Origin of the sequence: Streptomyces sp. ID05-39B (assembly GCF_033794725.1) — a bacterium.
Classification (GTDB): Bacteria; Actinomycetota; Actinomycetes; order Streptomycetales; family Streptomycetaceae; genus Streptomyces; species Streptomyces bobili.
In genome coordinates, this window is record NZ_JARGEF010000219.1 from 1 (window position 1) to 13,754 (window position 13,754).

Below are 13,754 nucleotides of genomic sequence, written 5' to 3' on the forward strand. Positions count from 1 at the left end.
GTGGTGGCACACGGGGGCGGGCTGCTGCTGGTGGGCACCGCGGCGTACGAGCCGTGGCATCTGGCCGCCCACCTGGTGGACGAGGCCGCCTGGTCCGGTACGCCGGAGCTGGCCCCCACGCTCGTACGGCACGGCGCCCGCCCCTCGGACCCGGCGCATCTCGCGGTGGGCCTCGGCCGGATCGAGGCGGCCCGCCGGGGCGAGACCCTGCTGGTGGTGTCGCCGGAGGGGGACGTGCCCGTGCTGGAGCGGGTGTCGGACGCGCGGCGGGCCGGAGTGACCGTGCTGGCCCTCGGTCCGGGCGAGGGGGAGTTGACGGGCCTGGCCCACGAGATCCTGGCGGTGCCGGACGGCTCGGAGCTGGACCTGGACACGGTGCAGCACCTGGTGAGCGCGGCGGCGGGCGAGCAGGCGGTGCCCTCCAGGGGCCGCCGCCGGCTGCGCGACAGGTTGTCGAGGCTGGCGGAGTCCCTGACGGCACCGCCGCCGGCCCCCTGGTGACAGCCGTGGGGGCTGTCGGATCAGTCGTCGTCCCCGGTGGCGGACGCGGGGGCGTCGTGCCACTTGGGGTCGTTCTCCCATTCGAGGTTGCGTTCGCGGGCCGACTGCATGGCGTGCTCGGCCTCCGCCCGGGTGGTGTAGGGGCCGAATCGGTCCTTGGCCGGGCACTCGGGCCCTTCCTCGACCTTCTTGTGTTCCAGGCAGTAGTACCACTCGCCCGGCTTGCCGACCGTGCGCTTCTTGAACAGGGCCATGACCAGCTCCTCTCGCCACCGTCATGTTCCCCCACCGGCGCTGGTTAGACTCGCTGGCATGTCTGGCCAGTCGCTGCTCGCGCCCGGGGAGCTGTCCCCCCTCCGTTCCGTGCCCGGAAACATCCGTCGTCCCGAGTACGTCGGCAAGCCCGCGCCGGCCCCGTACTCCGGGGCGGAGGTGCAGACGCCCGCGACGATCGAGGCGATGCGCACCGCCGGGCGGATCGCCGCGCGGGCCATGGCGGAGGCGGCGAAGCTGATCGCGCCGGGCGTCACCACCGACGAGCTGGACAGGGTGGCGCACGAGTACATGTGCGACCACGGCGCCTATCCGTCGACGCTGGGCTACCGCGGTTTCCCCAAGTCCCTGTGCACGTCCGTCAACGAGGTGATCTGCCACGGCATCCCGGACTCGACGGTGCTGCGGGACGGCGACATCGTCAACCTGGACGTGACGGCTTACATCGGCGGGGTGCACGGCGACAACAACGCGACGTACCTGGTGGGGGATGTCGACGAGGAGAGCCGGCTGCTGGTGGAGCGGACCAGGGAGTCGCTGGAGCGCGCGATCAAGGCGGTCCGGCCGGGCCGGCAGATCAACATCATCGGCCGGGTCATCGAGTCGTACGCCAAGCGGTTCGGGTACGGGGTGGTGCGGGACTTCACGGGGCACGGCATCAACTCGTCGTTCCACTCGGGGCTGATCATCCCGCACTACGACAGCCCGCACGCGACGACGGTGATCCAGCCCGGCATGACGTTCACGATCGAGCCGATGCTGACGCTGGGGACGCACGAGTACGACATGTGGGACGACGGCTGGACGGTCGTGACGAAGGACCGCAGGCGGACGGCCCAGTTCGAGCACACGCTGGTGGTCACGGACACGGGCGCGGAGATCCTCACGCTGCCCTGAGCCGACCACCACTGCCCCGACCCGACCCGGCCCGCTCTCCGTTTCCCGGAGGGCGGGCTTTTCGGTGTCCGGGTAGGTTTTTACCGACGCGCTGTCGGAAAGGTTACCGACAGCAGGTCGGCAAGACATTGACTTAGGTAACCCTAACCAGAGAAACTCGGGTCATGGACTCCTTCTCGACAGTCATCCGCACCGCGTCCCACGAGCAGCACGTGGAGGCCGAGACCTCCACGTTCATGAGCGACCTGCTCGGCGGCCGGCTCGGCGTCGACGCGTATGCGCGCTACACCGAGCAGCTGTGGTTCGTGTACGAGGCACTGGAGGCCGAGGCCGGGCGGCTGGCGTCGGATCCGGTGGCGGGGCCCTTCATACGCCCGCAGCTGTTCCGCCGACACGCGCTGGAGCGGGACCTGGCGCATCTGCGGGGTGCCGGATGGCGGGCCGGGCTGTCCGCGCTGCCGGCGACGCGGGCGTACGCGGAGCGGGTGCGCGAGTGCGCTCGGTCCTGGCCGGGCGGGTACATCGCCCACCACTACACGCGCTACCTCGGCGATCTCTCCGGCGGGCAGATCATCCGCGACCGGGCCGAGAAGGCGTGGGGCTTCGAGAAGAAGGGCGACGGCGTCCGCTTCTACGTCTTCGAGGAGGTCGGTAACCCGGCCGCCTTCAAGCGGGAGTACCGGGAGCTGCTGGACGCGGTGCGCGCGGACGACCTGGAGAAGCAGCGGATCGTGGCGGAGTGCAGGAAGGCGTTCGCCCTGAACACGGGCGTGTTCCGGGCGCTGGGCGAGGAGTTCCCGCTCTCGGCGTGAACCACCGCGCCGTGCGGTGCGGCCGGACGGGCCGGGCCCCCTCGCCTGCCGGCGCGGGGGCCCGGAGCCATGTCAGTCGCTGAGGCCGTAGTCGACGTCGGTGCCGCAGTGGGCGCCGCCCCAGAAGAGGTCGCTGGAGGACGTGTCGATCCCGCCGAAGTACGGGCTGCAGACGACGTGGTCGTCGCCGCCCTCGTAATGGCGGTCGGCCGCGCCGGCGCTGGTGGCGCCCGCGGCGGTGAGGGCGGCGCCCAGGACGACGGCGGCCAGGGCAGAACGGATGCGCATGGTGCTCCTCTCAACGTGACTGAGTGATCACGCCCAGAGGTCCCCGTTCGCCGCCCGGCGCACACGCGGCTCCACCCGTACGGGGGTGCGCCCTGCCATCGGTACCGCGCCGGGTCAGCGCTCCAGCAGGACCCGGCCACCGATCTCGACCCAGCCGTACGGCTGGGGGGCGGTGAGGATCTGGGAGCCCGCGCCCTGGGTGACGTTCAGGGCCCGGCCGAGCAGGTCGGTGAGGAGCAGAGCCGCCGCGCCGGTCGCCTCGTCCTCGTCGATGCCGTCGTCGCGGCCGGGGAAGCCCCGCGCCCGGACGCGTCCGGCGGGCTCGTCCTCCCAGGCCCAGGCGTAGATCCACTCGCCGCGCGGCGGCACGGGCAGGTCGTCGACCTCGGCGGCGGAGGCGTACTGACGGAGTGTGCGCGGCGGGACCCACTCGGCGCGGGCCTCGATCCAGCTGAACTCGCCGTCCAGGCGGGCACCCACCACCCCGGCGGGGGTGACGAGTTCGGGCACGTCGAGCAGCCAGGCCGCGCCCACGCAGGGGTGCCCGGCGAACGGCAGCCGCAGGGTGGGCGTGTAGATGTCGATGACCCCGCGCTCGGGGTCGTCCACGAACACGGTCTCGCTGAAGCCGAGTTTCGCCGCGAGGGCCTGCCTGTCGTCGCGGTCGGGCAGCACCGATCCCTCGCGGACGACGCCGAGTTCATTGCCGTATCCGCCGTTCGGTGCGCAGAACACGCGGACCACGTCGTAATCAGTCACCGGGGAATTGAAGCACTGCCCGGGGCGGTGCCGTCCGCCCTGACCAGGTAGCGGGCACAGGTGGCTGACCTGAGCTTCCGCATGACCGTCCTGGACAAGCCCTCCGAGCCCGCCGCGGAGGCCGCGGTCGCCGTCGGCCCCCTCAAGAAGCCCGGCCGGGCTGGTCCTCGGGCTGCTCGTGCTCGTGCCGGCCGCCGCCGGACTCGGGGCCTCTCCGGTGCCCCTCGCCGACGTGTTGTCGTCCGTGCAGCCCCGGACCGGTCTGGGCGGCGCCGCGTTGGACCGGGTCGCCGAGTCGGTGCTGTGGAACGTACGGTTCCCGCGGATCGTGCTCGCGCCGCTCGCCGGCGCCTCACTGGGCTGCGCGGGCGCCCTGATGCAGGGCGTGTTCGGCAATCCCCTCGCGGAGCCCGGCGTCATCGGGTCTCCTCCGGCGCGGCCGTGGGCGCGGTCGCCGCGTTCGGGGTCGGGGTCGGGGTCGGGACGGTGCCGGCGTTCGCCTTCGCCGCCGGCCTCCTCACGTGACCCCGCGCCGCGACCTTTGAACTCCCTTTGGCTTCTCTGTGGAGGGACTTGACCGGACCATGGGGTCCGTTTTTAGCCACCGTGATCGGGTCGTGCTCTTACAGCGTCCATGAGAGGTGAATCACGGTCCGGGAGGGTATTACGCAGGTAAGCCTTGGATAAGTTAGGCAAGCCTCACTGAGACCTGTGAACCCTGTCACGTAATTTTTCAGCCACGCTGGGAGCCCTCATGCGCGCCGCCAGACTCTCCGTCGCCACCGCCACCGCCGCCGTCGCGGCCCTGACCGCCGTCACGGGCTGCACCGAGAAGAGCGACGCCGGAGCCGGCGACCGGGTGATCGGCGTGACCGCGACCGACGACAAGTGCGAGACCACCACCAAGGAGATCGCGGCCGGACACGTCGAACTCGCCATCGAGAACAAGGGTTCCAAGGTCACCGAGGTCTACCTGCTCTTCCCCGACGACCGGGTGGTGACCGAGCGGGAGAACATAGGCCCCGGCACCAAGCAGCGGGTCACCGCCGAGGTGAAGGCCGGCAGTTACCTGATCGCCTGCAAGCCGGGCATGAAGGGCGACGGCATCCGCCAGGACCTCAAGGTCACCGGCGGCGGCGCGGCCGCCGCGCGCGACCCGCGCCTCGACAAGGCCGTGGCCGCCTACCGGGCCTACTCGCAGGCGCAGGCCGACGAGACCCTGCCCAAGGTCGAGGCCTTCGTGAAGGCGGTCCAGGCGGGCGATCTGGAAGCCGCGAAGAAGGCGTACGCGCCCTCGCGCATCGGCTGGGAGCGCACGGAGCCGGTCGCCGAGTCCTTCGGCGACATCGACCCGAAGGTCGACGTCCGCGAGGACGGCCTGGAGGACGGGCAGAAGTTCACCGGCTGGCACCGCCTGGAGAAGGCCCTCTGGCAGGACAAGAAGATCACCGCCGAGGAGAAGACCCTCGCCGGCCAGCTCGTCACCGACCTGACCGACTGGCAGAAGCGGGTCGGCAAGGCCGAGATCAGCCCCACGTCGATGGCCAACGGCGCCAAGGAACTCCTCGACGAGGTCGCCACCGGCAAGGTCACCGGCGAGGAGGAGCGCTACTCGCACACCGACCTGGTCGACTTCAAGGCCAACGTCGAGGGCGCCGAGAAGGCCTTCGACCTGCTGGAGCCGGTCGCCAAGGAGAACGACCCGGCGCTGGTCACCGAGCTGGACAAGCAGTTCACCGCGCTGAACACGCTGCTCGACAAGTACCGCCCGAACACGTCGTCCTACGAGTTCACCTCCTACGACAAGGTCGGCGCCGCCGGCCGCAAGGAGCTGTCGGACGCGGTGAACGCGCTCGCGGAGCCGCTCTCCAAGCTCGCCGCCGCCGTGGCCAAGTAGCCGAGTAGCCAAGTAGCCAAGTAGCCGAGTAGCCAAGTAGCCGAGTAGCCGAGTAGCGGGAAGGCCTCACCGACATGACGGACACGGACAGCACCCCACCCGCGCCCAGCCGGCGCGCGCTGATCGGCTGGGGCGGTGCGGGCCTCGCGCTCGGCGCCGCCGCGGCCGGCGGCGCTGCCGCGATGACGCGCACCGGAGGCGACGTCGACCCGGCCGGCGCCGCGGCGGGCGGCGCGATCGCCTTCCACGGCGCCCGGCAGGCGGGCATCGCCACGCCCGTCCAGGACCGGCTGCACTTCGCCGCGTTCGACGTGACGACCACCGACCGGGCCGAGTTCGTCGAGCTGTTGAAGGACTGGACGCGGGCCGCCCGGCAGATGACGGCGGGCAGGGCGGTGGGCGAGGGCGCCTACGGCGGGCTCGCCGAGGCGCCGCCGGACGACACCGGCGAGGCGCTGGGCCTCAAGCCGTCCCGGCTGACGCTGACGATCGGCTTCGGGCCGTCCCTGTTCGGCAAGTTCGGGCTCGCCGGGCAGCGGCCCGAGGCGCTGGTGGACCTGCCCAGGTTCGCCGGGGACAACCTGGACGCGAACCGCAGTGGCGGCGACCTGTGCGTGCAGGCATGCGCGGACGACCCGCAGGTCGCGGTGCACGCGATCCGCAACCTGGCCCGGATCGGCATGGGCAAGGCCGTCATCCGCTGGTCACAGCTCGGCTTCGGCAAGACCTCCTCCACCACGCCCGACGCGCAGACCCCGCGCAACCTGATGGGCTTCAAGGACGGCACTCGAAACATCGCGGGCACCGAGACGGACCGGCTGGAGAAGTTCGTCTGGGTCGGCGAGAAGGACGGTCCCGCCTGGATGACCGGCGGCTCCTACCTGGTGGCCCGCCGCATCCGCATGCACATCGAGACCTGGGACCGCACCTCGCTCCAGGAGCAGGAGGACATCTTCGGCCGCGACAAGGGCGAGGGCGCCCCGGTCGGCAAGGCCAAGGAGCGCGACGAGCCGTTCCTGAAGGCCATGAAGCCGGACGCGCACGTACGGCTCGCGCACCCCGACACCAATCACGGGGCGACGCTCCTGCGCCGCGGCTACTCCTTCACCGACGGCACCGACGGTCTGGGGCGGCTGGACGCGGGCCTGTTCTTCCTCGCCTACCAGCGCGACGTGCGCGAGGGCTTCATCCCCGTGCAGCGCAACCTCGCGACCGACGCGCTCAACGAGTACATCCAGCACGTGGGTTCGGCCGTCTTCGCGATCCCGCCCGGCGTCCGGGACGCGGACGACTGGTGGGGCCGCACCCTGTTCGCCAAGGAGGCCTAGCCCGTGTTCTCCAACTACCTCATCGGACTGCGCGAGGGCCTGGAGGCCTCTCTCGTCGTCTGCATCCTCATCGCCTACCTGGTCAAGACCGGCCGCCGCGACGCCCTGAAGCCGGTCTGGACGGGCATCGCCGTCGCGGTGCTGCTCTCGCTGGGCTTCGGTTCCGCCCTCGAATTCGGCTCCCAGGAGCTGACGTTCGAGGCGCAGGAGGCGCTCGGCGGCTCCCTGTCGATCCTGGCCGTCGTCCTCGTGACGTGGATGGTGTTCTGGATGCGGCGCACCGCCCGGCATCTGAGGTCCGAGTTGCACGGCAAGCTGGACGCGGCCCTCGCCATGGGCACCGGCGCGCTGGTCGCCACCGCGTTCCTCGCGGTGGGCCGGGAGGGCCTGGAGACGGCCCTGTTCGTGTGGGCGTCGGTGCACGCGGCCGGTGACGGCACCCCGCGCCCGCTGATCGGCGTCGCCCTCGGCCTGGCCACGGCGGTCCTCCTGGGCTGGCTGTTCTACCGCGGCGCCCTGCGCATCAACCTGGCGAAGTTCTTCACCTGGACGGGCGGCATGCTGGTCGTCGTCGCGGCGGGCGTGCTGGCGTACGGCGTCCACGACCTCCAGGAGGCCGACTGGGTTCCGGGTCTGACGGAGAAGGCCTTCGACGTCACCGGCACGATCCCGCCCGACAGTTGGTACGGCACGCTGCTGAAGGGCGTGTTCAACTTCCAGCCCGATCCGACCGTCGTCCAGGTCACGGTGTGGCTGCTCTACCTGGTGCCGACCCTCGCGCTGTTCCTCGTCCCGGTAGGGTTCGCCTCCGGAAAGGGGAGGGTGAACGCACCTGATGACCAGGGAACGCAGCCTGACGACCGGCCGTCCGCGGCACCGCGGACGTGACCGTGACGCACTGATCGCCGTCTCGCTCGCCGCCGTCACGCTGACGGCGAGCGGATGTGTCGTGGTGCACGGGGAGCGCGAGGTGCTCCCCGCCGCCACGAAGGCCGAAGCCGCCAAGGCGGTCGAGCAGTTCACGGCCGCCTACAACAAGGCGGACGCGGCGTACGACCCCTCCCTCGACGCCGAGTACACCACCGGGGCGCTCGGCGCGATCGACGCGGCACGGCTGAAGGCGGGTCGCGTCAACAACCCGGACGGCAACCCGCGGCACACGCCGCTGACGCTGACCGACGTCAACTACACGATTCCCGAGAAGCCCGGCTGGCCCCGCTGGTTCGTGGCCGACGCGCAGGCCAACAAGGGCGGCGACGCGCGCTGGGTGCTGGTGTTCACCCGCGGCGGCCTGGCCGAGCGGTGGCAGGCGGCGTACCTCACGCTGGTGGCGCCCGGCGCACTGCCCGAGTTCCCCAAGGACAAGGACGGCTGGGCCGAGGCCGTGCCGGCCGACACCGCCCAACTGACGCGCTCGCCCGCCGGCTTGAGCGCCTCTTACACGACGTACCTCAAGGACGGCGGGGGCACGTTCGCGGACGGTGCGTACACCAGTGAGCTGCGTGCCACGCGGGCGAAGAACGCCAGCAAGCCCGGACTGGCCACCCAGTACATCGACGAGCCTCTGAGCAACGGCGACTTCGCGCCGCTGGCGCTGCGCACGGCGGACGGCGGGGCGGTGGTGTTCTTCGCCACGCACCACTACGTGAAGCAGACGGCGGCGGCGGGGGCGACGGTGCCCGCGCCCAACCGGAACGTCCGGGCGTTGACCACCGGGGAGATCAAGCAGTCGTTGACGATGGAGTTCGTCGCCAACGAGATGGCCGTGGTGCCGGCCGCCTCCGGCGCGGGCAAGGTGTCGATGACGAGCCGGCTCGAAGGGCTGACGGCGGCGAAGGGCGAGTAGGGCGCTCGAAGGTCGAGCAGGGCGAGCAGGGCTTGCGAGGGAGCGAGTGGGGCTCGCCAAGACTGAGCGGGGTGCCGCCCTCGCTCAGTGGCGGGTGGGCCAGGTCGCCTGGTCCTCGCCCGCGTACTTGGCGCAGGCGTCGGTCAGGGACTCCAGGAGGGTGAGGGGGTCCGGCAGGGGGTGTTCGGGGCCTCGGAGCCAGTGCACGGCCTGGCCGTCGTCGCCGGGGAGGCGGGCCGGGGGGACCAGGACGTAGGAGCCCCGGCAGTGCCAGCGCAGGCCCGGGTGCTCGTCCATCGTCTCGGGGTGGCAGTCCAGCTGGCAGGGCCACCACTCGTCCTCGTCCTCGGGGGTGCCCCGGGTGAGGGTGAAGAACAGCATGCGGCCGTCGTCGCTCTCGGCGACCGGGCCGACCTCGACACCGGCGGCGAGCAGCCGCTCCAGGGCCTCGCGGCCGGCGTCCATGGGCACGTCGAGGACGTCGTGGGTGGTGCCGGTCGCGGTGATGAAGTTGGCCTGCGGCTGGTGCCGGGCCCAGCGCTCGATCTGCGCGCGGTCGGTGGTGGACTGCGTGTGCCAGGCGAAGGAGAGCGGGTGCCGGCCGGGCGTCGGACAGCCGACGCGGTCGCAGGAGCAGCGGTAGCCCGAGACCGGGTGGGCGGCGGGCGCGAGCGGCAGTCCGGCCGCGGCGGCGGCGAGGAGCAGGTCTTCACGGCCGCCGTCGTCGGCGGCTTCCTTGGGGCGGCGGCCCCGCAGCCACTGGGAGATTTTGCCCTGCTTGCCGGTCCGGCCGTCGAACTCCGCGCTCATCTATCCCCTCGCCTCGCTGTGGTGCGGACAGCATGCCCTATGGTCCCACCATCTGGCGCATCGGGGGTCCGGAGCCCCAAAAGGGGCAGGTGGGGCGAGGGGTACGGATGTGCCGGATGGGATGCAGCGTGACATCACCATGGTCAGCGGGGGCGGTCAGCGGGGCGCGAGGCCGTACAGGGCGTAGTCGACGAGGGTGTCGGTGTACTCGTACGAGATCGGGCCCGTGTACTGGAGCCAGCGCTGGGCCAGCGGGGAGATGAAGAACTCCAGGGCGATGCGCGGGTCGATCTCGGGGCGGACCTGGCCGGCCCGCTGGGCGGCGCGCAGCCGGTCGACGTACAGCTGGAGGCTGGGTTCCATGAGCTGGGTCATGAAGCGGCGGCCGACCTCCTCGTTGACGACGCCTTCGGCGGCGAGGGCGCGCGAGGGTGCCTCGAAGCGGGGGTCCGTCAGCTGGTCGACGGTGGCCCGCAGCACGGCCTTGATGTCGGCGGCGAGGTCACCGGTGTCCGGGATGACGAAGTCCTCGCCCGCCTCGCGGGAGGCCTGGTGACTGAGGTCGAGGAACGCCTCCAGCAGGACGTCGGCCTTCGATCCCCACCAGCGGTAGATCGTCTGCTTGCCGACGCCCGCGCGGGCGGCGATGCCCTCGATGGTGGTCCGCGGGTAGCCGACCTCCGCCACCAGGGCGAGCGCGGCGTCATAGATGGCGCGCCGGGACCGCTCGCTGCGGCGGGTGGTGTCGGGGGCCGGCTTTCCGGGTTGGGTGACCATGGGACGACGGTACCAAGAACATGAGACGGGCCGTCTCGCCACGGGGTCCGGCCGGGGCCTACTCCCCCGGGTACCGCACGCCGATCCGCTCCCGGACGGTGTCCAGGGTCCGCATCACGGCGAGGGTGCCGTCGAGCGGGACGAGCGGGGACTCGGTCTCCCCGGCCCGCACCGCGCGCATCACCTCACGCGCCTCGTGCCGCATCGTCGTACGGGGCCCGTCGGCCGGGTCGGCGGTGAACTCCTGCGGGTCGCGGCCGGCCCGGTGCAGGACGAAGCGGTCGGGGTGGAAGAAGCCCGCCGGGATGTCGATACGGCCGCGGGTGCCGGTGACCGACGCGGTGACGCCCGTACCGCCGACGAGGGAGCAGTGCAGCGCGGCCAGCGCACCGGAGTCCCAGGACAGGGCCGCCACCGTCTGGAGGTCGACGCCCTCGGCGGAGATCACGGCCTGCGCGGAGACGCTGGTCGGCTCGCCCAGCAGCAGGTGGGCGAAGGAGACCGGGTAGACGCCGAGGTCGAGAAGGGCGCCGCCGCCCTGGGCCCGGTCGCGCAGCCGGTGCGAGGGCGGGAAGGGGCCCTCGAGGCCGAAGTCGGCCTGCACGGTCCGCACCTCACCGATCGCGCCGTCGTCGACGAGGGCCTTCATGCGGCGGATGACGGGGTTGCAGTACATCCACATGGCTTCCATCAGGAAGCGGTCGTTGTCGCGGGCCAGCGCGACGAGTTCGGTGGCCTCGCGCAGGTTCAGCGTGAACGCCTTCTCGCACAGCACGTTGCGGCCGGCCTCCAGGCAGAGGCCGGCGGCGACGCGGTGCGCGGAGTGCGGGGTGGCGACGTAGACGACATCGATGTCCGCGTCCTTGGCGAGCGTCTCCCAGTCGCCGTACGCCCGGGGTATTCCGAAACGCTCGGCGAACGCCCCCGCCGACGCTTCGGTGCGTGACGCGACCGCCACGACCTCCGCGTCCGGCAGGTCGATCAGGTCCGCGGTGAACGCGGCGGCTATCCCGCCGGTCGCCAGAATCCCCCACCGCACCGTGTCCGTCGTCATGCGCCCACCCTCATGCCGTCCCAGTAGTCCGTACCATCCGTACGAACTGAGAGCATAGGTGGCGCAGACGTCACCGAGGGAGGGGCCACATGGCCGAGGGTGGGGCGATACCGGACGTGTCGCGGACGGCCGTGACCGGGCAGGGGGCACCGCCGCGGGCGGCGCGCCGGGCGGGGCTGCTGGTCACGCTCGTGCTGGGCGGGCTGACCGCCACTCCCCCGCTGGCCATGGACATGTATCTGCCTGCGCTGCCGGAGGTCACCGACGCGCTGCACGCGCCCGCCACGACCGTGCAGCTCACGCTGACCACGTGCCTGGCCGGAATGGCGCTGGGGCAGCTCGTGGTGGGCCCGATGAGCGACCGCTGGGGCCGTCGCCGCCCGCTGCTCGTGGGTCTCGCCGTGTACGTCGTGGCGACCGCGCTGTGCGCGCTGGCGCCGACCGTGGAGCTGCTGATCGCCTTCCGCCTCGCCCAGGGCCTCGCGGGCGCCGCCGGGATCGTCATCGCGCGGGCCATGGTGCGCGACCTGTACGACGGCGTGGCCATGGCCCGCTTCTTCTCCACCCTGATGCTGATCTCGGGCGTCGCCCCCGTGGTGGCGCCGCTGATGGGCGGGCAGATCCTGCGCGTCACGGACTGGCGGGGCGTGTTCGTGGTCCTCACCGCCGTCGGCATCCTGCTGACCGCTGTCGTCGCCGCCAGGCTCCCCGAGACGCTCCCGGCCGCCGAGCGGCACTCCGGCGGCGTCGGGGAGGCGCTGCGTTCGATGCGGCGGCTGCTCGCCGATCCGCCCTTCACCGGCTATCTGCTGACCGGCGGCTTCGCCTTCGCCGCGCTGTTCGCGTACATCGCGGCGTCGCCGTTCGTGATCCAGGAGATCTACGGCGCCTCGCCGCAGACGTTCAGTCTGCTGTTCGGCGTGAACTCCGTCGGGCTGGTCGTCGTCGGGCAGATCAACGGCAAGGTGCTGGTCGGCCGGGTCAGCCTGGAGCGGGTCCTGGCGGGCGGCCTCGTGGTCGTCACGCTGGCGGCGGCAGCGCTGCTGCTCATGGCGACGGGCGTGTTCGGCGAGGCCGGGCTGGTGCCGGTGTCGGTCGCCCTGTTCGTGCTGATGTCCGCGATGGGCGTCACCCTGCCGAACGCCCAGACCCTCGCGCTGCTGCGGGTCCGCCACTCTGCCGGGTCCGCCTCCGCGCTCCTCGGCACCACCTCCTTCGCGATCGGCGCGGTCGCCTCCCCGCTCGTCGGTGTCGCCGGCGAGGACACGGCCGTCCCGATGGCCGTCGTCCAACTGGTGGCCGCGGTGGTGGCGCTGGGCTTCTTCGTGGGAATGTGCCGTCCCTGGAAGGACACGGGGGCGGCGGCGAAGGACGAGGCTCCCGCGAAGGCGCTTTCCGAGCTTTCCGCTCGTGCGACGCCGGAAGTGGGAGAGGACAGCTGAGCGCACCGAGGCTGCGGGTCGACACCCCGGAACGGGCCGGGCTCGACCCCGAGGAGATGCGCCACCTCGCGCGCGAGGTCCAGGAACTGACCACCGGGGCACACCCCTGGGCGGCCGGCGTCGTCGTGGTCGCGGGGCGCGGACCCGTCATCGCCGTGCAGGAGGCGGCGGGCTGGGCGGTGCGGTACGCGCGCTACGACCCGCAGGCCGGCGCCGGCGTGGAGCTGCCGGCCGCGTCCCGCGTCCCGATGACCGTCGACACGCCCTTCGACCTCGCGTCCCTCACCAAGCTGTTCACGGCGGTGGCCGCGGTGCAGCAGATCGAGCGCGGCACGCTGGGCATCGACGCGCGCGTGGGCGCCTATCTGCCCGACTTCCGGGCCGCGTCCGCCCATGACATCACCGTGCGCGGCCTGCTCACCCACACCTCGGGGCTGCGTCCCGAGCTTGCGCTGTACGACTGCGCCGACGACGCCGGCCGGCTGGAGCTGCTGCGGGCCGAGGCGCCGGTGAGCGAGCCCGGGACGTACGTCTACTCCGACCTGAACATGCTGCTCCTCCAGCACCTCCTGGAACGGCTCACCGGGCGCACGCTCGACGTCCTGATCCACGACGGGATCACCCGCCCGCTGGGCATGACCTCCACCGGCTTCGGCCCCTGCCCCGGTGCGGCCGCCACGGAGGACCAGCGGCGGCCGTGGGCGAAGGCGGACCGGGGGCCGCTGCGGGGCGAGGTGCACGACGAGAACGCCTGGGCGCTGGGCGGGGTGGCCGGTCACGCGGGGCTGTTCTCGACCGGGCGTGACCTCGCGGTGTTCTGCCGGGCCCTGCTGGCGGGCGGCTCGTACGGCCCCGCGCGGATCCTCGGACCCGACTTCGTCGAGCTGCTGCTGACCCCGCCGGGGCTGGGCTTCTCGATCGACCAGGCGTGGTTCATGGGGGAACTGGCGGGGCGGGGCGCGGCCGGGCACACGGGGTTCACGGGCACCTCGCTGGTGATCGACCCGTCGACGGACACGTTCCTGGTGCTGCTGGGCAACACGGTGCATCCCCGGCGGCGGGAGGTGGGG

At 72.1% G+C, this 13,754-nt stretch carries 15 protein-coding genes and 1 pseudogene; 10 read left to right on the top strand and 6 right to left on the bottom strand.

Annotation, left to right across the window (positions count from 1 at the left end; genetic code table 11):
- Positions 1-501 (top strand): hypothetical protein (locus P1P75_RS32510; protein ID WP_319262350.1); only part of this gene is annotated, 501 nt, incomplete at its 5' end.
- 20 nt (positions 502-521) lie between these two features.
- Here the strand turns inward: P1P75_RS32510 and P1P75_RS32515 are convergent.
- On the bottom strand, positions 522-755 hold the full coding sequence (locus P1P75_RS32515; RefSeq protein WP_319262352.1) for a hypothetical protein: 234 nt from the start codon (positions 753-755) through the stop codon (positions 522-524).
- Positions 756-813: 58 nt separating this feature from the next.
- Between P1P75_RS32515 and map the strand changes: the two genes are divergently transcribed.
- Positions 814-1,671: a type I methionyl aminopeptidase gene (gene map, locus P1P75_RS32520; RefSeq protein WP_319262353.1), complete on the top strand. Its 858-nt coding sequence runs from the start codon at positions 814-816 to the stop codon at positions 1,669-1,671.
- A gap of 164 nt (positions 1,672-1,835) precedes the next feature.
- Positions 1,836-2,483 carry a biliverdin-producing heme oxygenase gene (locus P1P75_RS32525; RefSeq protein WP_319262355.1) on the top strand — a complete coding sequence of 216 codons (648 nt, stop codon included), beginning with the start codon at positions 1,836-1,838 and terminating at the stop codon, positions 2,481-2,483.
- 72 nt (positions 2,484-2,555) lie between these two features.
- On the opposite strand, the gene P1P75_RS32530 is transcribed toward P1P75_RS32525, so the two are convergent.
- Both P1P75_RS32530 and P1P75_RS32535 read right to left on the bottom strand, forming a co-directional pair.
- The gene (locus P1P75_RS32530; protein ID WP_319262356.1) at positions 2,556-2,771 is read right to left on the bottom strand and encodes a hypothetical protein; all 216 of its coding nucleotides are present in this window, start codon (positions 2,769-2,771) and stop codon (positions 2,556-2,558) included.
- 114 nt (positions 2,772-2,885) lie between these two features.
- Positions 2,886-3,530 carry a PhzF family phenazine biosynthesis protein gene (locus P1P75_RS32535; RefSeq protein ID WP_319262357.1) on the bottom strand — a complete coding sequence of 215 codons (645 nt, stop codon included), beginning with the start codon at positions 3,528-3,530 and terminating at the stop codon, positions 2,886-2,888.
- A gap of 160 nt (positions 3,531-3,690) precedes the next feature.
- On the opposite strand from P1P75_RS32535, the pseudogene P1P75_RS32540 reads away from it, so the two are divergent.
- The 5 genes and pseudogenes from P1P75_RS32540 to P1P75_RS32560 form a co-directional block, all read left to right on the top strand.
- Positions 3,691-4,052 (top strand): annotated as a pseudogene (locus P1P75_RS32540) (iron chelate uptake ABC transporter family permease subunit); the annotation flags it as partial.
- Between the two features lie 232 nt (positions 4,053-4,284).
- Complete coding sequence (gene efeO / locus P1P75_RS32545; RefSeq protein WP_319262359.1) at positions 4,285-5,427, top strand: iron uptake system protein EfeO; 1,143 nt, start codon at positions 4,285-4,287, stop codon at positions 5,425-5,427.
- Between the two features lie 74 nt (positions 5,428-5,501).
- Positions 5,502-6,755, top strand: coding sequence for an iron uptake transporter deferrochelatase/peroxidase subunit (gene efeB / locus P1P75_RS32550; protein WP_319262360.1), 1,254 nt, complete (start codon positions 5,502-5,504; stop codon positions 6,753-6,755).
- A gap of 3 nt (positions 6,756-6,758) precedes the next feature.
- Positions 6,759-7,643 (top strand): iron uptake transporter permease EfeU, encoded by an 885-nt coding sequence (gene efeU, locus P1P75_RS32555; protein ID WP_319262361.1) that lies wholly within the window; start codon positions 6,759-6,761, stop codon positions 7,641-7,643.
- Positions 7,591-8,601 (top strand): hypothetical protein, encoded by a 1,011-nt coding sequence (locus tag P1P75_RS32560; RefSeq protein WP_319262363.1) that lies wholly within the window; start codon positions 7,591-7,593, stop codon positions 8,599-8,601. The genes efeU and P1P75_RS32560 overlap by 53 nt, the downstream gene beginning before the upstream one ends.
- Positions 8,602-8,685: 84 nt before the next feature.
- Here the strand turns inward: P1P75_RS32560 and P1P75_RS32565 are convergent, their stop codons facing one another.
- From P1P75_RS32565 to P1P75_RS32575, 3 genes are all read right to left on the bottom strand, one after another.
- Complete coding sequence (locus P1P75_RS32565) at positions 8,686-9,411, bottom strand: bifunctional DNA primase/polymerase (RefSeq protein ID WP_319262365.1); 726 nt, start codon at positions 9,409-9,411, stop codon at positions 8,686-8,688.
- 156 nt (positions 9,412-9,567) lie between these two features.
- A complete protein-coding gene (locus tag P1P75_RS32570) occupies positions 9,568-10,188 on the bottom strand; it encodes a TetR/AcrR family transcriptional regulator (protein WP_319262367.1) in 621 nt (206 codons plus the stop codon).
- A gap of 58 nt (positions 10,189-10,246) precedes the next feature.
- Complete coding sequence (locus tag P1P75_RS32575) at positions 10,247-11,242, bottom strand: Gfo/Idh/MocA family oxidoreductase (protein WP_319262369.1); 996 nt, start codon at positions 11,240-11,242, stop codon at positions 10,247-10,249.
- 89 nt (positions 11,243-11,331) lie between these two features.
- Here P1P75_RS32575 and P1P75_RS32580 point away from each other — a divergent pair, with 89 nt between their 5' ends.
- On the top strand, positions 11,332-12,684 hold the full coding sequence (locus P1P75_RS32580; protein ID WP_319262371.1) for a multidrug effflux MFS transporter: 1,353 nt from the start codon (positions 11,332-11,334) through the stop codon (positions 12,682-12,684).
- A 56-nt stretch (positions 12,685-12,740) separates the two neighbouring features.
- A partial coding sequence (locus tag P1P75_RS32585) for a serine hydrolase domain-containing protein (protein WP_319262373.1) occupies positions 12,741-13,754 on the top strand: 1,014 nt, incomplete at its 3' end.

Coding starts and splice junctions, on each gene's coding strand:
- P1P75_RS32515 (WP_319262352.1), bottom strand. CDS start 755: ATGGCCCTGTTCAAGAAGCGCACGGTCGGCAAGCCGGGCGAGTGGTAC.
- map (WP_319262353.1), top strand. CDS start 814: ATGTCTGGCCAGTCGCTGCTCGCGCCCGGGGAGCTGTCCCCCCTCCGT.
- P1P75_RS32525 (WP_319262355.1), top strand. CDS start 1,836: ATGGACTCCTTCTCGACAGTCATCCGCACCGCGTCCCACGAGCAGCAC.
- P1P75_RS32530 (WP_319262356.1), bottom strand. CDS start 2,771: ATGCGCATCCGTTCTGCCCTGGCCGCCGTCGTCCTGGGCGCCGCCCTC.
- efeO (WP_319262359.1), top strand. CDS start 4,285: ATGCGCGCCGCCAGACTCTCCGTCGCCACCGCCACCGCCGCCGTCGCG.
- efeB (WP_319262360.1), top strand. CDS start 5,502: ATGACGGACACGGACAGCACCCCACCCGCGCCCAGCCGGCGCGCGCTG.
- P1P75_RS32560 (WP_319262363.1), top strand. CDS start 7,591: ATGACCAGGGAACGCAGCCTGACGACCGGCCGTCCGCGGCACCGCGGA.
- P1P75_RS32565 (WP_319262365.1), bottom strand. CDS start 9,411: ATGAGCGCGGAGTTCGACGGCCGGACCGGCAAGCAGGGCAAAATCTCC.
- P1P75_RS32570 (WP_319262367.1), bottom strand. CDS start 10,188: ATGGTCACCCAACCCGGAAAGCCGGCCCCCGACACCACCCGCCGCAGC.
- P1P75_RS32575 (WP_319262369.1), bottom strand. CDS start 11,242: ATGACGACGGACACGGTGCGGTGGGGGATTCTGGCGACCGGCGGGATA.
- P1P75_RS32580 (WP_319262371.1), top strand. CDS start 11,332: ATGGCCGAGGGTGGGGCGATACCGGACGTGTCGCGGACGGCCGTGACC.